Annotated in this window: 16 protein-coding genes; 8 read left to right on the top strand and 8 right to left on the bottom strand. The window is 50.2% G+C overall.

Features of this window, described 5'->3' with window-relative positions; genetic code table 11:
- Positions 1–789 precede the first annotated feature (789 nt).
- Complete coding sequence (locus tag ACRZ94_RS05150) at positions 790–1,485, bottom strand: response regulator transcription factor (RefSeq protein WP_480650009.1); 696 nt, start codon at positions 1,483–1,485, stop codon at positions 790–792.
- Positions 1,486–1,563: 78 nt separating this feature from the next.
- Here ACRZ94_RS05150 and ACRZ94_RS05145 point away from each other — a divergent pair, with 78 nt between their 5' ends.
- The 5 genes from ACRZ94_RS05145 (at position 1,564) to ACRZ94_RS05125 (ending at position 7,633) form a co-directional block, all read left to right on the top strand.
- A complete protein-coding gene (locus ACRZ94_RS05145; protein WP_480650010.1) occupies positions 1,564–3,072 on the top strand; it encodes a sensor histidine kinase in 1,509 nt (502 codons plus the stop codon).
- A gap of 769 nt (positions 3,073–3,841) precedes the next feature.
- A complete protein-coding gene (locus ACRZ94_RS05140) occupies positions 3,842–4,015 on the top strand; it encodes a hypothetical protein (protein ID WP_480650011.1) in 174 nt (57 codons plus the stop codon).
- Positions 4,016–5,044, top strand: coding sequence for an AraC family transcriptional regulator (locus ACRZ94_RS05135; RefSeq protein WP_480650012.1), 1,029 nt, complete (start codon positions 4,016–4,018; stop codon positions 5,042–5,044).
- A gap of 360 nt (positions 5,045–5,404) precedes the next feature.
- Positions 5,405–5,806: a hypothetical protein gene (locus ACRZ94_RS05130; protein WP_480650013.1), complete on the top strand. Its 402-nt coding sequence runs from the start codon at positions 5,405–5,407 to the stop codon at positions 5,804–5,806.
- Positions 5,807–6,232: 426 nt separating this feature from the next.
- Positions 6,233–7,633: an MFS transporter gene (locus tag ACRZ94_RS05125; protein WP_480650014.1), complete on the top strand. Its 1,401-nt coding sequence runs from the start codon at positions 6,233–6,235 to the stop codon at positions 7,631–7,633.
- 191 nt (positions 7,634–7,824) lie between these two features.
- On the opposite strand, the gene ACRZ94_RS05120 is transcribed toward ACRZ94_RS05125, so the two are convergent.
- The 4 genes from ACRZ94_RS05120 to ACRZ94_RS05105 all read right to left on the bottom strand — a co-directional run bounded on the left by ACRZ94_RS05120 (position 7,825) and on the right by ACRZ94_RS05105 (position 14,558).
- Positions 7,825–10,716, bottom strand: a complete 2,892-nt coding sequence (locus ACRZ94_RS05120; RefSeq protein WP_480796822.1) for an autotransporter outer membrane beta-barrel domain-containing protein — start codon at positions 10,714–10,716, stop codon at positions 7,825–7,827.
- Between the two features lie 1,299 nt (positions 10,717–12,015).
- Entirely contained in the window at positions 12,016–12,426 is a 411-nt protein-coding gene (locus ACRZ94_RS05115) for a hypothetical protein (RefSeq protein ID WP_480650017.1), read from the bottom strand.
- 107 nt (positions 12,427–12,533) lie between these two features.
- The gene (locus ACRZ94_RS05110; protein WP_480650018.1) at positions 12,534–12,893 is read right to left on the bottom strand and encodes a hypothetical protein; all 360 of its coding nucleotides are present in this window, start codon (positions 12,891–12,893) and stop codon (positions 12,534–12,536) included.
- A 1,056-nt stretch (positions 12,894–13,949) separates the two neighbouring features.
- Entirely contained in the window at positions 13,950–14,558 is a 609-nt protein-coding gene (locus tag ACRZ94_RS05105) for a methyltransferase domain-containing protein (protein WP_480650019.1), read from the bottom strand.
- Between the two features lie 355 nt (positions 14,559–14,913).
- Here ACRZ94_RS05105 and ACRZ94_RS05100 point away from each other — a divergent pair, with 355 nt between their 5' ends.
- Entirely contained in the window at positions 14,914–15,105 is a 192-nt protein-coding gene (locus ACRZ94_RS05100; protein ID WP_480650020.1) for a hypothetical protein, read from the top strand.
- A gap of 11 nt (positions 15,106–15,116) precedes the next feature.
- On the opposite strand, the gene ACRZ94_RS05095 is transcribed toward ACRZ94_RS05100, so the two are convergent.
- Positions 15,117–16,436 carry an HlyD family type I secretion periplasmic adaptor subunit gene (locus ACRZ94_RS05095; protein ID WP_480650021.1) on the bottom strand — a complete coding sequence of 440 codons (1,320 nt, stop codon included), beginning with the start codon at positions 16,434–16,436 and terminating at the stop codon, positions 15,117–15,119.
- 11 nt (positions 16,437–16,447) lie between these two features.
- A complete protein-coding gene (locus ACRZ94_RS05090; protein WP_480650022.1) occupies positions 16,448–18,166 on the bottom strand; it encodes a type I secretion system permease/ATPase in 1,719 nt (572 codons plus the stop codon).
- 301 nt (positions 18,167–18,467) lie between these two features.
- Here ACRZ94_RS05090 and ACRZ94_RS05085 point away from each other — a divergent pair, with 301 nt between their 5' ends.
- Positions 18,468–23,093 (top strand): glycosyl hydrolase family 18 protein, encoded by a 4,626-nt coding sequence (locus ACRZ94_RS05085; protein WP_480796821.1) that lies wholly within the window; start codon positions 18,468–18,470, stop codon positions 23,091–23,093.
- A 155-nt stretch (positions 23,094–23,248) separates the two neighbouring features.
- On the opposite strand, the gene ACRZ94_RS05080 is transcribed toward ACRZ94_RS05085, so the two are convergent.
- A complete protein-coding gene (locus tag ACRZ94_RS05080) occupies positions 23,249–24,277 on the bottom strand; it encodes a helix-turn-helix domain-containing protein (protein ID WP_480650024.1) in 1,029 nt (342 codons plus the stop codon).
- A 388-nt stretch (positions 24,278–24,665) separates the two neighbouring features.
- Here ACRZ94_RS05080 and ACRZ94_RS05075 point away from each other — a divergent pair, with 388 nt between their 5' ends.
- Positions 24,666–25,595 (top strand): winged helix-turn-helix domain-containing protein, encoded by a 930-nt coding sequence (locus ACRZ94_RS05075; protein ID WP_480650025.1) that lies wholly within the window; start codon positions 24,666–24,668, stop codon positions 25,593–25,595.
- The last annotated feature ends 40 nt before the right edge of the window (positions 25,596–25,635 follow it).

The raw sequence follows: 25,635 nt of genomic DNA, 5'->3' as shown, positions 1-25,635 counted from the left end.
GAGCAACTCGTTACTTTGAACGAACCCGCATTTGCCATGGTGCCTGCGCATACGATGAGAACAAAGGGTACAACAAACCGTAAATTGATCGAATTGGTATGTAGATCAGTCACTTTCAATATCCTTTCGCTATGCAGTTCGGGCAAGGAGTGCCATGTATACGCCCTGATCCGCATCACCATGTTCGAGTTCACTCAACTACGGAAACGGCGGTTGAGATGAGGCAATCAGGTCTCAGACATTGGGATCGAGCCATACCTGTAATAATTCATTGTTCGGCGAACCTGTCCATGGATGTAAGTCTCGGATACCTTAGACTAAATGTATCATGCGCAATCTCTGCCTTGGCCGTGGCCGTTTAGTAAAATGCCAGGCCATTTTGGTAGGGTGCAGTCGCTACGGAAACGTACTCTATATGTTTCATTCTGCTGACGAGCTTGATCAGTTTGTCGGGCTTTTGATACAATATCGATTGCTCGAAAGATTGGTCTGCTCGACCAGTCACCGAGTCCAAAATTGAAACAGATGTGAATCGGAGCAACCCAAAAGGGGGGGTGGGAAGGCGTAACCCTCTTAAGTTTAGAACACTTAGTCTCTATTCGTCACGCCAACCGAATACCTTCTCGAACACTGTAGTCTTGCAGCCTTAGGAGGCTAAGGCGCCTTCTTTTGGAACAAGCGCAATCGAAGACGTTAGCGTTTCGGATTTCTCTTTTCAAACCTTAGTGTGAACTCGACACCCGCGCGAACTTACAATTGGTCAAGCAATGTGTTTTGAACTCACGCGAACTACGGATCCAGCCGGTATCCCTTACCCCAAATAGTGACGATATGACGGGGGGAACTGCTGTCTTCTTCGACTTTTTTACGCAGCCGATTGATTAAGTTATCTATTGCTCTGTCATCTGGGCCGGCATGTTGGCGCATCCGCGAAACGGCCAACAGATCGTCACGCGTGAATACGGTCCCGGGACTTGCGATCATAAAGCGAAGTATCTCGGTCTCGGATGATGTCAGGCTTACTGTAAACCCTGTCGAATGGCGCAAACGTCGTTCTTGAGCTTCAAATTCCCAAGGGCCCAATTTTGTGCCGGCAATGGCTTTAGGGCTCGCTTTGGTGTTCCGTCTTAGTACGGCCCGAATGCGCGCGTGCATCTCACCCATATTGAATGGTTTGATAATGTAGTCGTCAGCGCCCAGCTCCAAAAGCGCGATTACGGTTTCGCTGTCGGATAGTGCGCTTACTATAATAACCGCAGAGTCGGACTGATCGACGACTTCTTTACAAAACACTCTTCCGCTGGCGCCGGGAAGAATGATGTCTATCAGGCAAAGGTCCGGTGCAAAATCGCGCAAGGCGTCACGGCCCGAGCGTGCGTCGATTACATGGGTGACAGCAAAGTCCTGCTCTTCTAGGAACTTCACAATCTGTTCAGCAAGATCGCCGTCATCTTCGACCAAAAGTACTTTAGTTCGGGTGGACATGCTTTCTCCAATAGCATCTTATTCGGTCAAAGATGCAGGCACTTCCACGAATTTGGAAGCAGAAAGGTCAGTTACCTAATGTTCAGATTGAACCTCGGAGTGCAACTCGCACTCATTCTTGCCGGAGCAATGATGGTATCGCTATTGGCCGTTGTTGCGGTTGATCGGATCAATGACAACTTCCGCCAAGAAAACGATTACTTTGGCGAGGCGGATAGTTTGGCAGCCACCCTTTTGTACCAACACTCGCGCTTATCGCGAAGAGACTTTGAAACAGCGGTTTCGCTTGCACAACATCCAAGCAATTGGGTGTATTACGGGCCTTGGGACGGTTTGCACTGGATGGACGAACGCGACGAAGAATGGGAAGGTTCTTTGTCGGATTTTACCTGGTTGAGGGATCTGGGGCTCGCGGAAATTCAAGTTGGCGCTCGCACTTTTGACTTTTTGCCAAAATTTGCACCCCTTGCACGTGGCGAAATGCCCCCAGTACGTCATGCGCCTCAAGTGCTTTCTCTAGGAAATGCCCCGCGCCGCATGATGCACCCCCCACCTGAGGATGGGAAACCGCGGCCGTGGGTCTATGAGCCGTACATGGAAGGCACTCCCGAAGCAGCTGAAGCGGCTGCGTACGTACACCCATTAGGCTGGCAACCCGGCGAAGTATCTGTCTATACCATCGCGCTAAAACCAAAAGATGACGTCAATTGGATTGTTGTTCACAAGTTCTTGAGGCCACCGCCTTTAGGTGGAACTATCAGTCTTGCGGTTTTCTCGCTGATTGCTGGAACCATCGTTGCGGGTGTTGCATTGCTTGTCGGGGGCCGCGTCATGAGGCCATTCCGACGCCTGGCAGCGGATGCAGAACTCTTGGGTCGTGGCGAGTCTGTCCCCGAGATACCTGTGACGGGTTCGAAAGATACGCGCGAAATCGTTTCTGCATTCAACAACATGAACACACGCCTGAACCAGTCGATCGACTATCAAATGGGATTGCTACGTTCGTTGGGGCACGATCTGGCAGGACCATTTGCCGAAATCGGCCGTCTTTCTGAGAATGTTAAGCCGAATGAAACACGCACCCGGATCGAGCAGTGTCTTGGACGCGTTCAGTCAATCGTAGAGGCGATTTTGTCCTTCTCACGCGCCGTTATGCGAGATGGGGAAATGGAGCAAACCGACATGGCCGCGTTGGTCAACACCATTATCGACGAACAATCAGACAAAGGCGCAGACGCGATTGCCACAACTCCTGAGCGCCTGATCGTGACGTGTAGAACCAACGCCATAGAACGCTGTCTGCGCAACCTGGTCGAGAATGCAATAAAATACGGCGGCTCGGTACATGCGAGTCTGACGGTCGAGGGCCGGGAGGCGGTGATCACTGTTGATGATTCAGGCCCCGGAATTGCAGAAGAGGAAATAGAAAGCGCCTTTCGCCCCTTTGTTCGCCTATCACATGATACCAACGGGTCCGGCCTTGGCTTGGCGATTGCCAGGACAATTGTCCTTGATCACGGTGGATCGATCTCGCTTTCGAACCGCCAAGAGGGCGGTTTGAGATCTGTTGTTCGTTTGCCAATTTGAAGATCTGCTAGCGGGACATGCTGAAATTCAAACAAGAAACACATTTTCCTAAATATCTGCACTTTAAGCACTAGAAAAGTATTACTTAAAGCGTCCTCGCACGTTTGGTTTCCAGCAACCTTTCGATAGGTTTTTTACGCTTTTTCAGCAGCATTGGCGATTTTTTTCCTTGCCTTGCGGCCGTGATGCGCGCTGCTACTACGTGCGATCTGAGTTTGTCAGAGTACCTATGTCGGGCGCTCGTCTTTTAGTGTGTGTCCAGCAGGGTTGAGACCCGCGCGTTTTGCAACGCTCGTCTAAAGGCCCTATGTCATCCTTTTCGTTGGGTTTACCCCTTAACCTGCGCGATCACCGCATCGGATTTTCGCCGAGCCCGAGTTATTTTGATAACCCTATGACTGTCCTCGATGAATTGAGGGTTAAGATGAGGCTTGAATACAAGCAAAGATTGCACGCGATCTAACGAAGAACTCGGCTCCGGCGTACCATTCGTCTCTTTTAGAAGCATCTAGCCTTGACCGATCCGGCAACGAAGTCCGACGCTTAGCTCCCTGTGTCAGAGCCATAGCCACGTGGTGATAGGCGTTTCCCTTCCGTCGCCTACATCGTGAGAAAACAACACATAAATCACACCATTACAATTTGTTACATTTGCTTTCCGATCGACTGCGATAGCTTTCAGGCAACAGATAAATACCTAATCGGACAGGCAAATCGAATTGCGATCTATGCGGAACAGCGAATCGTAGTTCGCAACAAGGTGGCAAAAATGCTGACCACTGAACGGGCAATGATTGTGGCTTTAGATTCACCCTCAGGTAGATCGTTTTTTTCTCAATGTGCCCGTTGGTCTGAAGCCATGTTCAAGCAAGCGGAAGTGGATCAAAACGCCGACGATCAGGTGACTGCCTACCAGAAGCACTCAACATACCAGTGGCAATAAATGACTCAGACATCGCCTATACCAACTCTTCAAGTGAATGCTGATACCACCGGATCCATGAGGTCATTTGAAGCTTGGAGACAAGCCGTCAAGTCGATCTATGAAGTGGATCCTCACGTCGACTCTGAGATTGTAAGAGAACAAGTGAATGGGTGGTTGCTGGATGACCTCGTTTTTACTGAAATCAAGTTCTCGCCACAGAGTCTTCGACGTGATCTATCCCTTTCAAGGGATGCTAACTTCTTGTCCTTGCAGATCTACACGAAGGGTGGATGCAGCGCCATTGTTGACGATCAGACAATCAACGTGTCGCCCGGGGAAGTCCACGTGTTTGACTTTTCTCGCGAGTTTCATTCGATCGCTCAAGAATCTGATATGGTGGGTGTATTCATCCCACACAAAATGATCGGCTATGATCCATTGCGGCATCCGCCCCATATCTGCTTTTCGCTTCAATCCTCGATTGGCTCTTTCTTGTCGCAGATATTCTTTTCAATTTTTGACAAGCTGAGTGACATCAAAGAAAGCGAAGCAAAGACTTTGGCTTATAGTTTTTGTGGGGTAATTCAAAAACTGGTCGTTTCAGAAAATCTGCCATCTACGAGCGTTCAAAAAACACGGCATGACAGGCTATCCGAGATACGGACCTATATAGCAAGTAACCTCTCCGATACTGAGCTGGGCGTGGATAGAATTTGCAGTGTTTTTAACATGTCGAGACCTACTCTTTATCGGGCGTTTGGCCCTTTGGGTGGTGTTGCAAATTACATTTCGCAACGTCGTCTGGACAAGGCGTATCATATTCTGGCTTCGGGCTCGGTTGGGGACAATCGGGTTAAGCATGTCGCCGAACGCGTCGGTTATCACGATCCGGCCCACTTCAGCAGACTCTTTAAGAAGCGTTTCAGTTTGACGCCGACAGATGTGGTGAAGAAAACCGACATAGATTCTGCAAGCCTGTTGCCGTCGGATACTCTCATTTTAGATGCTGAGCATGGGGAGCTGAGCCGTTGGCTAAGACGAATTTAGGCGGCTTCGTAAAACTACCAGACAGCTGGTGAATTGAGCCCGTTTCAGGGGCGAAGCGGTTGCGCGCGGTCTGCCAAAAAAAACGCCAATTCGAAGGGCTTCAAGCGATTTCAGTTCAGGATCGCCTCGTACAAATTTCCAAGTTTGATCCGCTACTTGGCGAGATAGCCTGGAACCCAAAATGTGCATGAGACAAATCGCCAGCATAAGATGAAATATGCATCCATCGACAAACTCTACGGTGTCGTTTGAATGTGAACTTGGTGCGCAGGACATCCAAACAACATTCAAAAATGGAACCGCACCGCGGTAGCCCGGCTATCAGGTATAGAAATGATGCGCTTCGAGGAGTTAAAGACAATGAAAGTTACTTCGCCTGTTTCAACGAAGAAGAATCGTAATTCCAGTGTGGCAGGATACGCTGCAGCACTGACGCTCTGTGTTGCCCTTCTTCCCGCAAAGAGTTTTGCGTTTGATGGCCACATCGATTTTCACAACTGTTCCGGTTCAGGTGATTACTTCAAAGCCTATTTGTACAACGGTGTTGATCTTTCGGACGAAACCTACGTGACGGAAGGAAAAGTTGAGGTCGGATCTAGTAAGGATCTGCATTGCAACGACCCCTCCGGCTGTACCGTAAAGCTGAAGACGAACGCAAATGAAGAAAAGATCACAAACTACGATCATAAGAACATGTACGTCCTCACCGACTCAAGTGGCGAGGTGAAGGATCATGGTCATGAAAGCTCGATTTGCGACTGAAGGAGTACTCTGGTTGTAGGTTAGCGTTTTGGGGATCGAACTAACGTCAACGGTCTGAGAGAACTCCGCGGGACATCAAACCAGTGATTTGGTGTCCCGCGACATAGCAGGAGTACGAGTTCTGACGCGTACAATCACTCTTTTCAGAATGACCGGTTGCACAACTTGGGCAGAGCTTTAGCCCAAGCCGTACGAAACCAAAAAACGACTCCACATCGGTTCTGAGCGCATGAATGACATGCGGTGCCCGGTATCGTTACAAAGGTGTGTTGCGGGCAGTTTTTGGAGCTTGGAGCCACTTTTTTACATAGATGCAATAAGTTGTACCTGCGTTCGTTTCCATTTCAGTGAGTGCCACCGGAAAATTGACTTCTAACAGTGATACAAAAATCCAATTGGGAATGAGACATACGTCCATAGACAGGCTTGGCGCATTTCAGCCGCTATCTTGGCATGATGGATAGTCGCCGGGTAAAAATAACGATCGCGTTCGGAAGCCTTTGCGGTCTTGTTCTGTTGGATGAAACCATCCTCAGTGTAGCCTTACCGTCAATCCGCGAAGAATTTCAGCTCTCAACTTCCGCTACGCATTGGATTGTCAACGCCTACATGCTGGCGTTCACGTGCCTTGCAGCGGTTGGGGGCAAACTTATGAACATCTTTGGTCTCAAGCCAACGCTGTTTGTAGCAGGCCTCGTATTCGCAGCAGCTTCAATGGCGGCGGGCTTCTCCCAGGATGCTGCCATGCTCTTAACCATGAGAACACTTCAAGGCATTTGTGCTGCTGTATTCTACCCGCTTTCGTTTGCTGGTGTTGTGAGTATTTTCCCGGCTGAACAGCATGGAAAAGCGATTGGATTTTTGGCGTCGGTCGCCACCGTGTTCCTCGCCTGCGGTCCGGTCGTCGGTGGCGCCATCGCAAACTATCTCGACTGGCGTTGGATCTTCTGGATCAACATACCGGTTGTCGTGTTGACCACAGTGGTCATATGCGCGACGTGGAAGAAGCTTGACCACGAAAATGGCCCAAAGAATGTCGACGGTGTCGGGCTCGTCTTTATGCTTATCGGTATGCTGGGTTTGATTTTTGGTCTCATGGAGGGGGCTGACTACGGTTGGAGCAATCCGATGATACTGGTTTGCTTGGTTCTCGGCTCGGCGGCATTGCTCTTTTTCTGGCGCTTCGAAGGCTCACATCCGGACCCGCTGATTGATGTCGGATTGTTCAATACCAAAAGGTTCGCAGCTTGTGAGATTTCGATCCTGGTAGGACAGTTTTCAAAGATGACTGTTGCACTTTATGTGCCGCTCTATCTTGTGGATGAGTTAAAAGTTTCACCGATGCTGGCAGGTTTCAGTGTACTTTGTGCCGTGGGTCCATTCCCAATTCTTTCGCCCCTTACCGGCAAGATTGCTGATAAATACGGCTCCGGCGTTCCGATTGTCTTTGGGACGTTCTTTTTGAGTTTGGCAACCATTGCTATCGGCGCGTCAATGTACTTTGAGAGCTTTCGGATGCTGTTGCTGGCCCTGGTATTTTGGGGCGTAGCAATACCTTTTGCGTTTATTGTTCCGTCTCGCCTAACAACTATTTCCGTACCAGTTCAAAAACAGGGTGAACTCAGCGGCTTGACCACAACTATGCGTTTGATCGGGTCAACACTTGGTGTGACTGCAGGGAGCGTTTTTCTTCGGAGCGGTAGCGGTTTTTCTACCGTCTTTTGGCTGTCCGGAGCCCTATTTTTGGCGACCAGCATCTTTTGTGTGTGGGCTCTGAAAAAATCTCCGCATTTACCGGATCAAATAAGGGCCACGCAAAACAGGTAAAACACTAGGCGGTGGCGCAATCTTTGCAATGAGTAACGATCTTGTACGTCCGCTTGTTCGCATGCTGTTGCGTCTGACGCATGGATTGCAGGAAACTTGGGATTGCAATCGGCGCAGCAATATCCGCCAACGGTAAACCCGCCCCCGTGATTGACAACATTCTCGTCAGACTTGGTTCAACGAGCTAGGCGTTAGAAGTTGAATTCCCAACCGAAGAGACCGCCGAATGAATAGTTGTCCGAGCCGCTTCCAAGGCCGGTCTCGCCGCTTAACTCAACAAAGAGTGTGCTTCGTGGTGAGACGTTGACGTTTCCACCTAGTGTAAGTCCAGCGGTATTTTCAGCCCGCTCGGTTATGATGGCGTTTTGGGCGAAAGTGACGCTCGTTTGGTTGTCGAAGGAATGGTAGTAGTCGAACTGACCATAAATAATTGATCCTGACCTCAGCTCTTTTTCTGCACGCAGGCCAAACCGGGCAGTCAACGTTTCGCTATCGTCAAAAGATCCGGCCTGACTGCTCCCGACTAAGTTAAAAACGTCGTCTGAGCTGACATCACTGTACATTAGCTGTGCTTGTGGAACGAGGGTAAAACCCGCATCGAATACAATCGGCTTTCCAACTTCGATTGACAAACCATAGCCACGTCCGTCTGTGTCCACAGATGCCCCACCTTGCGGTTTGATTGTGCTATCGAATAGGGCGTATTGGAATTGACCATCGACGTAGAGCTGATCGTTCGAGATCCATAGCGCGCTTATGGTTGCACTATATGCTTCGGTATCGATATCGGCGCTGGTTAAGTCTGTGCTAAGGTGGGTGGACAAGGTAGATGCAGAGACTTCGATCCCCGCTACAATTCGACCGTTCGCCGCCTCGATCACCGGCAATGCCGCACCATAGCGCAAATCGCCACTGTTTGTTGTCACCCTTCTATCATCAATCGAATAACGATCGCGCTGCCCTTCAGCTTGTATCCAAATGATAGGGCGCTTTGCCGTGGTTAGCTCATTGAGCGCTCTGGTGACCGTATTCTCATTAAACCCGCTCTGCCGGCCAGCACTCATCAGCCGTCCCAAAGCTGTGCCAAAGGCAATGTGATCACTGAATTGTTGTGCGGCAGTTGCGTAAATCGCTCCGCCCGGATTACTGAGTAGTTCCCCACGTGAGTCAAAAGGCGTCAGCCGAAAAATGCCACTGGCTGCGTCATAGTTGAGACGATACACCATCAGACCATCGCTGATGGCTTGTTCCCCGGTGTTGGTTACAAAATCGGCATTGACAAGCCGGAAGTCATTTTCCGAACTCTCGCCAGAAACGCTTATCAAATCATATGTTGTTGCGGTGCCGTTCCCACTTCCCAATTTAATTACCCACAGCCCCATGGACGTCCCGGTGCTGCTACCGGATAATTGAAGTGTGTCGCTTGCCTGGTTGGTCAAGTCGACATCTAAGGCTATCACCCCGTTACCGGTTAGATCTGTGTCGAATGTTAAATTGTCACCTGCTTGGCTATTGGCAAGCGCGACTATTCCGTTGTTAACAACCGAACCGCCAAGATAGAAGTCTCCCAATTTGTCGGTGTCAAAGATGAAATACCCACCGGACGCAATATTGACATCGCCTTCGAAGGTGAATTCTGCATCTTGCGATGTGATAGCGCCGCTCTCGATTTCGATCCGATTAAGCTGGTCTGCAACAGCTGTCTCAAGTCTTAGATCGGCATTCTCACGTACTTTCAGGATCTCCCAATTGCCGAACCGATCTGCGTCAAGCACATTCCGGTAACCCGACAGGATGAGCTCATCCTGCTCTCCGGCTCCGCCATCAAAAACACTGGCTTGACTGATGTCTGAACCGCCGTGAATCTCTAGGACATCCCGACCTTCACCAAGCCTTACAGCGCCCGCTAAGGATGAGCCAGAGTGTAACGTTAAGTGGCTATTGGCGTCGAGAACCTGAATTGCTTCGCCTGAATCTGAAAACACCGATGCACCATTCAACAAGTCAATATTTATTGAATGACCCAACTGGCCTTGCGCGAAGAAGGCTGCGCTGTCCTCGCTTGTCAATGCCCCTGAAATGTTGGCAGTCGTTGTCCCAGCACCGAAGTTTGTAACGTTGATACCGCTGTTGCGGCCATGCGTTCTACCTGTAGCTTCGATCAACAAATCGCCGCCATTGTAGTCTACATATGCTTGAATGCCATTTTGTTCGTTGCCGATCGTATCGACAGAGTAAATCTGAAAAATCCCTACTCCGTTTTGCGTCGCAGATATACCGTTTGAATCTCCGCGAACCGTGCCGGATGAACGGATTATAAGGTCGCCTCCGCTGTTTGCGGCGTAAATCCCGTGGTCAATGGACCCTGTTACCGTACTCACATCAATCAGAGTTGACCCGAAGCCCCGGTTTTCCGCGTAAATTCCATTTTCATAACCGAGGATAGTCCCATCAGATGCGACAGAAAGGTTGTCTCCGTCCGGAAGCACAAACGCCAAGATACCGTCGCTATCCAAACTGTTAACGTTACTGGCTGCGATGTTGATACTACCTTCTCCACGTTGAAATGCTGCAATGCCTTCAGAGGTCCCGGTAACAACCCCATTCGTTTGAATCGTGACATCGCCCGAAGTGCCGGGTTGGTTTATGGCTCCGATCCCATAACCTAATGCAGCCGAGATCGTAGAATTGTTTGCATCCACAAACGTGATTTCATTGCCAATCAAGATAAATGCACCCGTAAGAGGGCGAGAACTGACCCCTGGGGTTTCGATGCCAAACATAGGTGTCGTAGAAATGTTGAGTGAGTTTCCCACGATAAATTGTGTGCTATCCGCTCCTGGGTCCGCTGCGTTGGAACAAACGTACCTATCGCCACCGATTTGAGAGCAACTCCCGGCAATAGCCTTGCCTTGTCCGAAAGGGAACACCGTTAGCAAGGCTCCGAGCGCTGTGCTTGACATAAAGACTGCAAAAAACTGAGAAGTAAAAAAACGTATTCTATCGGGTGCTAATGCTGCAGTGCTACGGGCTTGGGATTCTAAGTGCTCCGATAGGGTGATATGACTTGTATTGCTTTGCATGAAGTCCACCATTTTGAGGAAAATGCGCAGTCTTTGTCAAAGGCTTGAGGCGGCCCTGATGAAGGTGCAATTGGGGGGGTCGGCACCATTTGGTGTACACCTTATCTGACAAAGACTGCTCTCATATTGATACGAAATGCCATGTCACAACTGGGCCAATCATGTGAAAATGCCAAGAAATACAAAGGTTTGCTGTGATACGAATGTGCTAGTAATTTTGAACTATATATCGGCCCTGCGCACGAATTTTGAGCGTGATCAACAAGTTAGCGACTGCCCAAATTTGACGAAAAAGTGCTATTCTGGGCAATTCACTCGCCAATAGTCTTGTATAGATCTAGCTGAGAGGCCCGTTTCGGTTTCTCATGCCCAAAACGTGTTTGTAGCCAGCGATTTTAGAGGATTTGTGAGACAAACCTGGACTGCCCCAACCAGCATGGCAAACCACCAAATTTTGGAACCTGAGGAACGCGAATTGCAAATCAGGTTTGTAGATTAAATAGATGATCTCAAGGACAAGGGAGGTTGCATTTATGATGCCACACGGCATGTCGCTTCGTAATTAGATCAGACACGCTGTCGTTGTGAAGTGAAACTACCGTCACAAAAACACACGAGTCTTGATCAGCTGAAACGGTTCTATCAGGTTGAAATCCGACCGGATTCAAACTGATCCTGACAGTTCCTGCGTTAAAACGCTTAGTGTATTGCAAGCATCCTGCAGTTTGTTGTTTCCAAATGAAACTACTATTCCGCGCATTTCACGGTGACTTCGATATGCATAGCTGAGACATCGCGGTTCGAGCATTTGCACGTCGCATTGTCATCAGTGTATTCTGCAGTATCGCATGAGCCGTCAAAAACGTTTTCTTCCCTTTTGCAGTGCAAATACGTTGGCGCCGCAGAAGATGAAGCGCTGCAAGTCGCAGTAATTTCCAATTTTTTAGTATCAGTTAGCGATCCTGAGCTAAGCTTTTCTGTTGTTGTACACTCGGTTGAGGCGCATGTGACGGATTTGTGCTTCGTCGCCAGGGCCGGGCTCACTGAGGCGGCAACACCAAACAGAAAGAAAAGAACGAATTTAAACCGAACAGGGTAGAGGAAAGGTTCAGCCTTTATCAACTTAGATTGGATCATCCGCTTTTCCTTCTTGATGCAGTAAGCTGGGAAACGCTGGTAAATGGCGTCTGGCCAAAGCAGGCAGTATCTGCAGCAGGGCGCTTAACGCGGCGAAGTATGGTATGCTCGACAGTATCACCGCTGGCGTTTGCAATACAAATCCAGCCTTTTTCGGTTTATCTAGTTGCAAATGCTCGCATCCAAGCTGATGTCCATTTTGTGACTATCATGTACGTGGACGTACCACGGAGACTGGCTCGTGTCTTTTTCCTTGGTGTCAGACCCGCTGTGAAAGGTAATTTTACACTTTTGCGCTTTGCAATAGAAATCACCCGCAGTGCCTGAATGGAGTGTCTTGCTCGTATAAGGTTTAGATACGGGCGTGATGGGATTATCGTAGTTAAAGGACTGAACCTTAACTTCATGATGAGAATTGGAACAGTTCTTTACGAAGACCTGAGTATCTACAGTGATCTCTTTCTTTTCATCAGCCAGAGCTGCTTCTCGAACTGCAGAAAGCCCTAATACCAGAGCTACAGATATCGCCAAAGCCGCAAACTGTGTGGTCTGGAGTTTTCTGCGAAAAACCATACGAGTGACCTCCGATACTGCTTCTGGCTACGGTGATTTATCATCAACGCTATTCTGCCAGACAAAAATCGGCATGGCTGTGCCGAAAGACCAATACATTCAGGACGCTACTTGCAAGCGCTGTTGGAATCTTCGACATGCGTAAATGACTCTGCGTCTACATAAGTAGAAACACTGGTGCTACTAGTTGTTTTTTTGACAACACTTGCGTCAGTGATAAAAACCAGAGTGCATTCGCTCGTAGCGCAGTTCGCAACGGTGCTTTCCCCAGGATCGATCTGAGCCTTAATTGTTGCCGTTGCTGAACCGATGAAATGGTCAAAGGTTGCAACCTCGACGGGACGAGATGAATTCGCACAGTTCAGGATGTCTATTTTTGTATTTGCCGTTGCCTGTGTCCCGGCCAGACAAATCAATAAGGCAGCGCCCTTAAATGCGATAACATGCTGTTCCAGTGATTGATGCATCTTTGTCTTTTCGCCTGTACGCTTAGTGTAATTCTGTTTTTATCACATCGCCGAACTCAACAAGGCTCGTGATATAAGCGAACCTCTCCAAGTTCCGAGTTGAAGCTAAAACATTTCACGGGACACGCGAGTTGTCGATGTACAGCTGTCTCGACTTTATCGGGATTATTGTATCTTCAGTCGAGTTATCGGACGACGGCTGCTCGAAATAGTGTACGAAATCTGACCTTAGGGTCGACCTGCTCCCCGAAACCTCCATCTTTCCGATGTAGAGTCCGTTTAACCTTTCGAAGGAAAAATCGAACCCGAAAGAGCCGTTTAACTGAGACACAATCATCAGGATTTTCGAGAAAGGCGAAGCCGGGCCAGCCGACTTGTCGATGTCGAGCCGAAGACCGCCAGGCAGACAACCCCCGGACAAGCTTGGTAATGAAGGCCGTTGAAACAAATCGACCGAGCGTTGGCTGCTGGCGGATAGGGTTGCTGCTCGAACACCCCAGCATATCAAAGACTTGGTGCCAAATCTGCCGGCTATCCCGCACATAGGATGTAACATCATTCCGAAGTTTTTACGGTGGCTAGTTCTCCAGCCGGTCGATCCTTAGATGGGCGGGCAACAACAGCATCAACTGGCGCCAATTTGGTTCAGGATTGCCGCGATAAAGCGCCTTCAAAAAGAGTTTCAACGGCAGCCTGCATGATAAACTTCGGAACGAAGAGAAATGCGACAGTCTGGACGACGCCCGGCGCATGCTGCCGCTCTGGCGCGATGACGCCAACTCGCACTCAACACCTGGCGACCAGACGCTCGTACGAGCTCGTCGAATGCTTGAACAAATTGAAGGCTCCGCGCCCGCCTCGAAACCAAAGGTTATGGAATCCAAGCCTGCAGACTCGCGTTACGAATTGGAGAGTCGTGGGGGCAGGTCAGACTTGATGCTTGAATCCTGAAGCAATTGGTTTCCAAAGGTACACCCCAGTTTCAGTGCTTTAGGCTAGGATCTTCATCTCTTGAACAAAAAAAGAAGACCGACGAGGGCCGTTTGCATTCCCAACTTACTTTTTGACTAAAAAGGCAAGAGAAGTTCTTGCACAAGGAACTCTGACGACGCACTGAGCCTCACTCTCTAAAAACATGTTTTTTACATCGACCTGGAGATCCTCGGAATCAGCGCATTCCGCTCTTTGCATTTCTTGTAAAGCTCTGGGTCGTCTACATGTGTGAATAACAGTGCAAAGCGACCCACCCAACTTCGTGATACGCAGCAACTCTGAGAATGTGGCCCGCAGACCAGTCAAACTGCTATAATCCTGGATACATGCAACTACGTCAAATCTACTGTCGGTGAAGTTTAGCCCTTCAATTGTGCATTGCCCCGTCATTCTCGATAGTTTTTGTTCACGGTTCAGGTATTGAGTGAACGACCCGATCTGTGTTCCAGAAATGTCAAAGTCTATATCATCGTGCAGTTGATCTAGTGTGGAGTCCGCTTCTGTCCCAATGACGAGCAGGTGATCACTTGGATTCAATCGGGATCTCACAAGGGCTCCAAGTACGGCTTTTGAAATCGTTGAGCCTCGTATTGATGAGAGTTCGATTTGTGATGACCCACCCTGTGCCAAAATAGCAGACAAATCCGCCCTATAGACTTCATTCGAATCCATACGATGTTAGCTCCTTCAAGACTTGGGAAAAATAATGAAATTCTCAATACTGTATCGGAATGCGAACTATTTCAGTTGTGCACTTCAGCTCTTTTATGGCTTTGAAAGTCAGAAGTATTGGTATGTGAGGCCTTGCATCATCCAAACAAGGCCTCACATTGGGGCGAGGGGGTTGGCCCCTATCGTGAGTGGTTATTCAGGTACTCGAGAGCCATTTATAGCGACTCTTAATTGCTGCGCGTTTTGATATTCGCGTTAGTACTTCTTTGTACCCAATCATCTTGTATTTAGAGTATTTCAATCAAATCATAATATCTATATTTGATCCATAGACTGTCGTCTCGAAGTTCAATAGATGCCTGTCTCAGCTCGCAAAGTGTTTGCGCTGAAAAATATCACTAATTTTCTTGATGACATCGGAGATTTATTGACTGATTTCCATTTTCATATGGCAGTTATTTTTATTTGCCAAGATACGATTTTACTTTTTGCGCTGGGTCTGGATGTTTGGATACTTAGATTTAGCGCTGTTGATCAGGGGCTTTGATTTTCTGCGCTCTAGCTCTCTTTCATCGAGTGTGCGATTTGATCCAGGATCGGTTTGGAAAGATAGGCCAGAACTGTTCGTTGCCCTGTTGAAATGAAGGCTTCGGCAGGCATGCCGGGGATCAGATCAGTATCGCCCAATTTGGCAAGTTCACCCTCGGTCACTTGCAGTCGGACATGATAATAACCACGCTGTAGCGCGTCGTCGAAAGTCTGATCAGCTGCAATAGTGTGCACCTTCGCTGAGAGCTTGGGGGTCTGGCGCTGATCAAGGCTCGGGAGGCGAATGGTGGTTTCCTGGCCAAGATACACTTGGTCGATGTCAGTTGGATCGACTTTGGCATCAATTACCAGCTGATCATTCTTCGGAACGATTTGGAGGATTGTCGAAGCAGGCGGGATGACCCCGCCTACAGTATGAGCATCAAGTTGATGCACAAAGCCAGCCAGAGGGGCGCGAACGTCAAGCCGACCCAACTGATCTTCCAGAGAGATTCGTTGCAGATTTTTCTCGGTGATCTCGGCTGTCACACTCTGCAATTCATCTAGGATTTCTTCTCGGTTTCTTTCTTCATTTTGCAGCCACTTCATGTTTGTTTCGCTTATTGTTTCATTGAGGCCTGCGATTTGAGAGCCTAACTCACCATATTCGCCAGACAGGCGTGTCTGATCTCTTTTCAGTTGTGTGATCCTGTTTTTGGTTACGAGGTTCTTTTCAAACAGTTTCTGAGAATCTTTCAGTTCCTCATCTACCAGCTCAAGCTCACGTTGTTTCGTTTCAAGCCTTGTCTCCAATCCATTGATTTGCTTTTCAAGCTGTTCAATTTGCTCTTTAAACTGGCCTCTGAGCTTGTCCAGACTCCCGCTGCGAGCGGTCAACAACTTTAGCTGTGTGGTTTTGATTTCTTCATAGGAGTCATGGCTCATGTCGTATTTTCGGTCAGGAAAGTTGACGGTGCTCTCTTCTTCGAACTCGGCTTTCAATCGAGCGCTTTGTGCCTCCAGTTCGATAAGTTGACTGGTGAGGATGGTATAGTTGTTTCGGACAAGTGTATCATCCAAGCGAATAAGCACTTCACCTGCAACAACTTCTTGACCTTCTTCTACCAGAATCTCACCCACAATACCGCCCTCTCGGTGAGAGATCTGTTTAACGTCACCTTCGACAACCACCTGTCCATGTGCAATCACCGCACTTGAGATTTTTGTCGATGCAGACCAGAGGCCCCCAATTCCAACCAGCAGGAAAATGGTTGCGCCAGCCAAAATCACATGCCGTCCAATGCTCTGTTCGAGCAGCTGATTTTTTTGAGCCTTGTCTTTCGTTTTCATGTGGAGGGTCATTAGGCAGCCCTTTCTGATTTGAAGGCCACCAGCGAATTGCCCATGATTTCGTCTTTCGGCCCGTTCGCCACGATACGCCCGTCTTTCAGGCATGCCACTTTGTTCATCGATGCAAGAACCTGAGGTCTATGTGCGACCAGGACCACAATGGACCCTTGCCTTCGCATCTCAAGCAGTGCTTTTGCCAGAGCCGCTTCGCCAAAGGTGTCCAAATTAGAATTGGGCTCATCGAGCACCAGAAGGAACGGCTTTCGAAATAGTGCGCGGGCCAAGGCAATGCGTTGTTTTTGACCGCCGGATAGCTGATACCCGTCTGATCCGATGGTCGTGTCATAACCTTCGGGTAAATCAAGAATCAAATCGTGGACATTTGCGGTTATCGCAGCTTCGATAACCTCCTCAGATGACGCGTTGAGATCAAAGCGTGAGATATTTTGCGCCACTGTTCCGTCGAACAGGCTGAGCTCTTGCGGGAGATAACCGATAAACTGACCTCTTTCAGTGTCGCTCCACTGATCAAGGGTCGCGCCATCAAGGCGGATGTCCCCCTTGAAGGTGCCGGCACTGCCGGTAATCGCTTTGACCAGAGTCGATTTGCCGGAGCCAGACGGCCCCAAAATCGCCATGCCATCACCTGCTTCGAGCTCTAGTGAAGCGCCTAGAATCACGGGATCTTTCGCCCCGGCAGGCCCACAGTAAACTTGTTTGAGTTCCAGTCGATTCTGGGGACGCCCTAGTTTTGTAGTTGGTACAACAAGACGGTTTTTACTCATGAACGCGTTCAGCCTTGCAAAGCTTTGACGCGCTGAAACGAAGCCACGCCAGTTGGCTACGGCCTGCTCAACCGGAGCCAGCGCGCGCGAGGTCATAATTGACGAGGCAATCATCACCCCGGGTGATATCTCTTGCCTTATTGCAAGCCAGGCACCAGCCGCCAGGATAGTCGACTGTAGGATCAACCTGATCGTCTTGATCGCCGAGCTGAAAAAACCTGTCCAGTCTGCTGCGATGCGCTGTCCCTGAAGCTGCTCTAGATTGGCTTGTTCCCATCTCTGCGCCAGCGCTTGAGACATTCCCATTGCGTGTATTGTTTCGGCGTTTCGGCGACCTTCTTCCACCAGTGCCGCGCGTTGTGACCGCAAGAACGCGGCAACGCTAGCCGGCTTGTGCGCCACCACTTCGTTGAGCACCATAAGCAAGCAAATCACCGCTGCGCCACCGAGTGCGACATAGCCCAAAATCTCATGAAACATAAAGACGATGCAGAGATAAAACGGAAGCCACGGGACATCGAAGATTGCGGTAGGTCCCTGTCCCGAAAGGAAGGTTGTTGTGCTTTCCAGGTCTTGGACTGGCGTAACTCTCTTACCTCCATTGTCAGGGTCAAGAGGTTGTAGGTTAGAAAGTGTGTAAACGGTTGCAGACAATTGGGCGTCGACTTGCTGACCCATCCGAAACAATATCCGCGCGCGCAGTGCCTCAAGGAAGCCAAAAAACAGATAAAGAACTAATGCCAATCCTCCGATGGCAACAAGCGTGGGAACAGAGCCGCTAACCAGAACTCGGTCGTATACTTGTAGCATGAATATCGGGCCGGTGAGCGCAAGAACGTTTACGACAAAACTGATTCCAGCAACGCTGAGAAACCAACCGCGAAGAGAAACAATAGAGTCCCTTATGCTTAGTTGGTTCTTGCCTGGTTTACTTTTATTACGCATTGCTGACTCTTCCCAATATTGACATATTTAATACGATCCGTATTGATACATTTTGATACATTTTGAGACATTTAGAATCAAAACCAGTATCTAATTTCGGTTTCTTTATTTCTTTGATTTCGAACTCAAATTAACTTTTATTTATAGTTTCTTAATCTAGGCAACTATTTGCTAATCCGTTCCAATTGAAGCCTTTTGCCGCTCACAATTAGGGTCGGGCGCATTTTCCATTGCGAGGTCAATTACAGATTCGTACCGCTTTGTGCTGTTAAGGAAAACCTCACGATGGGATGAGCCAGAGATGGAAAACACTTTTGAAGAATTTCTCGACGCACTTCTTGCTTTTGAATCAGGATGGGATCGGGATCGCTATGATGCAGGGGTGATTCAGGATCACCAACTTGATCAATGGGCCAACGGAACCGTGCAACAGTTCTTTCCGCAATATTCAAGTTGGTCTGATTTGACGGCCGATGAATGGGAAGCGATGGCGTATCGGTCTTTGAACAGCTTTGGGTTTGTGGGCTACCAGTTTGGAGAGGCGTTGCTGATTGACTTGGGTTACTACGATGACGACCTCTACTATGGTAACGGAGCTGCGACCAATACTTGGGATGGTACCTGGACAGGCAAGAATGGGGTGGAGTCTCTTGAAGACTTCATGACCAAGGACGCCCAGGATGTCGCAATTCGTGAAGCGTTTGGTCACAATCTGGAAATTATTAATGAAGGTCTAGCCGCAGCCGGCCGCACGCTGGACGAATTCATCGGTACGACGATCGACTATACGACTGAAGGCGAAACAACACCGGTTCCTGTTACGCTCACGGGTATTCTGGCCTCTGCGCATCTTCGTGGCGCGCCTGCGGTTGTCGATCTGTTCTTAACGGGTGGCTTAAGCAACGATGAGTTTGGGACATCAATCCTGCAGTATATGCAGCAGTTTGGCGGCTTTGATGCGCCGCAAAGCGATGAGCTGATCTCGTATTTTCAGGACCGTCTAACCGGAGATGAGGGTCTTGGCGTTCCGGGTGAACCGACCATGGGCAATTCTGAAACCGGGTCGGCGGGTGTCGATGCCGGTAGTGCGGATGTGTCTATTGATTGGGCCTGGGGCGGTAACGCAGTTGAAACGGATTTCGATCCGGCATCGGATACCATCTTTGTCGGGTGGTTCAACGCAGATCAGATTGATCTCACTGAAGTTGATGGGAATGTGGTTTTCTCTGTTCCATCGAACAACCAGACAACAACACTTCAGGGAATCAGCCTGGCAGATCTGACCCCTGAGAACTTTACAATCATGGACGGCACCGCCGCAGCCGAGATCCTGTCATTGATAGGCCGGACCACCGATGAAAGCACGGGCGACGATATCGATGATGCGTCAAACGACGACGACGGCAGTCAGCCAGATACAGACACTGGTGGAGAAAGCGGGGGCGATACGGGCGGCAGCACGGGTGGAAACACCGGAGGCGATTCCTCTGCTGGCGCACCCATTATCGCTGCCTATTTCCCGGAATGGGGAATATACGAGCGCGATCACAATATGACGGATGTGCAGGCGCAGAACATTACGAATCTCATCTACTCGTTTGTAAACGTCAACAGCGCATTCGAGATCGAATTGCACGATCCATGGGCCGCAACAGGCGTCGCTTTCTCTGCTGAGGATAGTATCGACGGCGTCGCGGATACCTGGGACCAACCGGTTGCTGGCCATTTCAATCAGCTTGCTGAGCTGAAAGAAGCAAACCCTCATCTGACGACCCAGCTTGGGATCGGAGGCTGGACGCTTTCCGGAAATTTCAGCGACATGGCTGCCACGGCTGAGGGGCGCGCAACCTTCATCAACAGTGTTTTGGACTTCCTTAAGGAAAATACGATGTTCGATGGCATCGATTTCGATTGGGAATACCCGGGAGGTGGAGGCCTCAGCACCAACTCTGTTCGGTCTGAGGACGGCGCAAACTTTACATTGCTTGCTGCAGAAACCCGCGCAGCTCTGGATCAGCTGGAGGCGGAAACCGGGCGTAGCTACACCATGTCGGCAGCGCTTCCGGCGGGGCATGACAAGATCGCCAATCTCGACATCCCCGGGCTGGCTGCGAGCCTCGACTACATGAATATCATGACCTATGACTTCTACGGTGCGTGGCAGAACACGACCGGGCATCTGGCTGGAATGTATGATCTGACTGGTGCCAACTATGATGTCACAACAGCGATCAATCTCTATCTGGAAGCGGGTGTTGACCCAAGCCAGATTGTTCTTGGCCTGCCTGCCTACACACGTGCCTGGCAGGGTGTGTCGGTCGATAATCCGATAGATGCCTGGAATGGCCCAAGTGGCGGTGGTGCGCCCGGCACTTATCCCGGATCAGAGCCAGCCTACTATGAATACAGGGACTTGCTCGATGAGTTGCAAGCCTTGGACAGCGACTGGGGGCTTTACTATGACGACGACGCCCAGGCGGCATTCCTGTACAATCCGACGCTGGGTATCTTCAGCTCGTTCGAAACACCGTCAACCATCGCGCTGAAATCCGAATGGGCGCAGTCTCTGGGATTGGGTGGCGTCATGTTCTGGGACACGTCCGGCGACAGCAACGGCTCAGAAAGCTTGATCACCGCGGCCTATAACTCTTGGTTCGAAGGCATGACCTTCGACGAGATTTCGGCCGCGTCTTCGTTGGAGTTCGATGACGTGTTCGGGGGGGACGGTGTTGTCGCCCCGATTGCTGAAACAGGCACAGCGCCAAGCGATTTGCCTGACGGACCCGGGGCCGGCGGCGACGATACCGATGCAGACACTGGCGGCAGTGACGCAAGCGACGGTGAGAGCGACAATGACGGAGAGGCCGGCAACGGTAACTCCGGCGGTGATCAAGTCAGTCCATCCTCGGTGCAGGTCGTGCTCGACACGGTTTGGGCCGGTGCCCTCAGCGCCACTCTTAGTGTTCATGCACAAGACGACATGGACGGTTGGACCCTCAGCTTTGAATATGCAGGTGATATCCAGGATATTCAGGGGGCGACCATCATTTCGCATGAAGGCAACGTCTATACCGTTCAACCCACTGGCGACAACGCAGAGGTGGAGGCGGGCGAAACCGTGAACTTCAGTTTTTACGGTGTCGGATCGTCCACGGAAATCACGCCGGTCGGTTTGGATGCCGATGAGGGTGATGCCAGTGACAGCCCTCATGATGACTCGGGTGATCACACGGGGGACGACATGGGCCATGGCGATGACGGTGCCACCGATGACGGTATGGATCATGATGATGGCATGGATCATGATGATGATATGGATCACGATCACAACGGGGACGACGGCGCTGTAGACCACGGCGATATGGACCACGACGATATGGATCATGGAGGCGGGTCCGGGTTTACGGACATCACGGCCTTTGGATCTCATCACGATGCCAGCGATCATACAGAGCACTCTGAGCTTGAAGGCGGACGCACTGCCATCACCACGGAAGCCTTGGTTGCCTACAACGCCCTTCGGAATTTCCTGGGAATCGAAGATACCGATCTGGAAACAATCGGAAACTGGGCATTTGCCAATGATCTGACCAACAACGACACGGCCTGGGATATGGACGTTTTCGGGGTAGGGCTGTTCTATGCGATGCAAGGCGCCAAAGTGGGCTGGATCGCGGATGAACACTTTGATCCCCTCATTCTTGCCGATGTTCAGCGGACTGCCCGTCTAGGGACAGTTGAAGAAACCATGGCAATCGTTGACCAGTATGACCACGATGGCTTTGTCGAGTATCTTGCCGAGAACAATCTGGTCGATCACTTCGTCAATACCCTAAAGATGGAACCGCACTATGGCGGGTGGATGCATTCTAGAACGCATGGCGATCTGGTGTTCCCGGAAAGCGAGGGTGCAACCGCCCATGACGTGAACCATCTTACGATCCTGGACGACAGTCAGACCGCTGTATTCATGAATGACACATTCGAGTATCCGCAATGGCCCGCGTTGAACGTCGCGGAAGAGGTCGTGATTGACTACTTCCAAAGCATGGTCACACTTTCGGATCCTCTTGGGGAAGGAATAGCAGAAGGAACAGGAGGTGATCCGGTTGACAATCATCAGGACGACACTGATGCCGATGATGGCAGCGGTCAGGAAACAGGTGATGGCTCCAATCCGGGCTCTGACTCCAATGGAGACTATGGCAATGGCACTGCAAATGTGACTGCAGCCACGGCAACGGTTGCGATAGACTGGGATTGGGGAGTGCACAGCACTGAGACTGGCTTTGATCCTCTAACAGACACAATCTACATCGGATGGTTTGGCGCCGATGCGATCGACGTCTCAGAGGTGAACGGAAGCACCGTGTTTTCGATCCCGACAAACAACCAAAGCGTGACCCTGCAGGGGGTCTCTCTGGATGATCTGAGCCTGGAGAACTTTACCATCATGGACGCCGAAGCGGCCTCGGAAATCCTGTCACTCGTTGAAAACGGAGCTGGAGAAAACATTTTTGCGCCGGACGCCACCGAGGGATCAAATCCGGCCGACGATTTCACGGGGGCCTCGGGCAGTGAAGATGGCGATTTAGTGCCAATGGATCAGGATGATCCCGGAAATGGCGTTCAGGACGTTGTGAGCATTGAATGGGCCTGGGCCGCTGAAGAGTTCATTTCGGGCTTCAATGCCGCAGAAGACGTTTTGGATTTCGGAGCAATGGCGGCAAGCAGCATTGGCATAACCGAGGTTGATGATGATCTTCACATCGAAGTTCTTGGGAATGGGGGTCAGAAGTATATCCTGGAGGACACCCAAGCCGAAGACCTGACCTCAGAGAATCTTTCTGCATCCGATTGGAACGGCGATGTACTTAGCAGCGTAGCCCAACAATTGGCAGCTCTTGGGAATGATGAGATTCTGTAAGGCGCTGCCAAGAGCTCAGTAGTGTGTCTATGGATTTGCAGGGCAAGTCGTAGATAAAAAAGATAAAAGCAAAATGTGGGCGATGCCGAACTTTGGTTTCGCCCACACTTTTCAACGTTGGACTGTCAGAAGGGTCCTCATACTGTGATGCTACATCACATGTTCGACAGCCATTGATTGAGACGCCCGAATTCAGTTTCTGTTCCCGAAACGATCTCGGGCTTAAGTACATTTTCTACTGAGATATAGTTTGTCATTATCTGAGTTGGGGTTGAACCGAAGCGCCGACGAAACAAGCGGCTGAAATGAGCTGAATCCTGATAGCCCAGCCGATCCGCTACGTCCTTTATCCGGCTTTGTCCGTGAGAGCCCGAGGCGAGTAGGTAATAGGCTCTATCCAGGCGACGTTGTGAAATATAGTTAGCCACGCCACCAGAACGGGCGAATATGCGGTACAGAGACGGCCTGGAGATATTAAAGGTTCTGCATAGGTGTTCAGCGCCTAAGTCCGCCTGCGACAGATTGCGAGCAATATAGGACTGCATCTCGGCAAGTCGTTCCTCACGGTTTTTCTTCGATTCAGTCTCGATGCGCTGTTCTGGTAGCAAAAGCCCTTGCAGCAAGGCACAGAATCCTTCGGAAAGAGCGCGGGCATCGCTTTGCTGAACCTGATCCAATTGATCAAACAACGCGGAAAAAACCTGCCACAAAAAACGTCCGACGTTTGATGTGCGAGAGAAACACATGTGAGGGGCATGTCTGCCGGGATCATAGCCGATCATTTCGTGCGGAACGACAACCCCGACAACATCTGAAGCTTCTGCAGTCGAGTAAAACTCGCGCGAAAAGTCCAGTATATGTATCTCATCCGGTCTGATCTGAATTGAACGATCATCAATGATGGCGTCGCACCCACCTTTCAGATAGACCTGCAGTGATACAAAGTTTGAATCGCGCGCATGCAACGCATCGTGTTTGAAGCTTTGCTTTGAAAATCGCACATCAGAAAAGACAAGTTCATCGAACAACCATGCGTTGACGCTTTCTTTTGTGCCGTCTGCGTCCGAGTCCGGATCGACGGCGTACACCGGCCTTACGGCCTCACGCCAGGCATCAAATATCTGCGCCGAGCCGAACAGATCAGAATTGATCTGTAAAGAAGGGATAAGTGTGTCCTGCACCATGGCAATTTCGCCTCTTCGCTACTTTTCTTTGTTTGCCTGTTCGTGTTCATGTGCCTTCGTGAAAATACTACCTGCGCGTGTAGGCTTGGACATCAAAATGCCTCTGTTTTCCTTGGTTACGTCGCGACCTGGTTCCAAAGGCGACTGTATTTGAGCATTTTGCCTGCCTGCCGCCGCCATCGTGGGTAAGTTCACGGGCTTGATAGACTCTCATTGCGATTGCAGAGCATCTGATGTGTCGTCGATTTCCTTTAGGGTATGTTGCACTGGCGCCGATTAAGGCTCTCCCCTCAAAATTCCCAATTCTCCAACTTGAAGTTGAGTTGGACAGGAAACATCACAGAAACTACATATAATTTACAACTAAAGTCACATGGAGTTGCGAAACATGCGGACTGATCCTCAAAAGATCAGCTACGGGCGATGGAGCTTCGAACCCAATCGAAACCTACTTTTTGTTGACGGCGAAATTGTCCGGCTGCAGCGCGGTGTTTTGAGCTTGTTTCAGTACCTCGTCCACCATGAGGGTCGTGTCGTAACGAAGGAAGAGCTTATTGAGGCCGTGTGGGACGGCCGAGAAATTTCCGATGCCGCATTGTACAACCGTGTTGGCGCATTGCGAAAGGCACTGGTGGATGACAACAACTCGGAGCGCTGTATCCAATGGGAATACGGTCGGGGGCTGCGCTTTTTGCGTCCAAAGGGGTCGCACATTGAAGCCGAACCCGAGGCGCGTTCGCCGCTTCAGCCTACGCCTCCTGAACACAAACTCCCGACTTCTACTTATCGTACCCTAGCAACCAGTCCGATCGAGAACTGGCGCTACATACTCGGAACGTACAATACCTTCTATCGGACACCATCATGGCCCGGAATGATCAAGGTCGGCGTCACTGTGTTGAAAGAGTCCGACGATCACGTCGCTGTTTGGACGTCGGAGCGGGGCGAAGATCCACAAGTTGGTATTCGTCAGAGAGCGCGCTATCAAGGTTCGGCGGTATTCATTAACGGACGGGTATACGTTACGGAACAAAACTCGGAACCACCGCATTCTGTATGCCTTTCGACGTTGGATGCGCCACATGCGTACAGGCCTGACATTATGAAAGGTTTGATGCATGGTAGCTCTTGGAGGTTAGGGGGTGCGCCTTACGCAACAAGAGTTGTTTGGCAGCGCGTTCCTCCGGAAGAGGGTCTACGCGGGGCACTTAAAAAATCGGGCCCTTATCCCAACGATACGCACCTGATCGAGCCAGCTATCTTGAAGAGCGTTGGTCCCGACTGTCTAACTTTCCACGATCAAACGAGCGAACTGTGAAGGGTGCTGGGGGCAGGACCTGCTAATCTTGCGCCAGGTA

This window comes from Ruegeria sp. CH10 (assembly GCF_056537125.1).
This window is presented reverse-complemented; position numbering and strand designations above follow the sequence as displayed.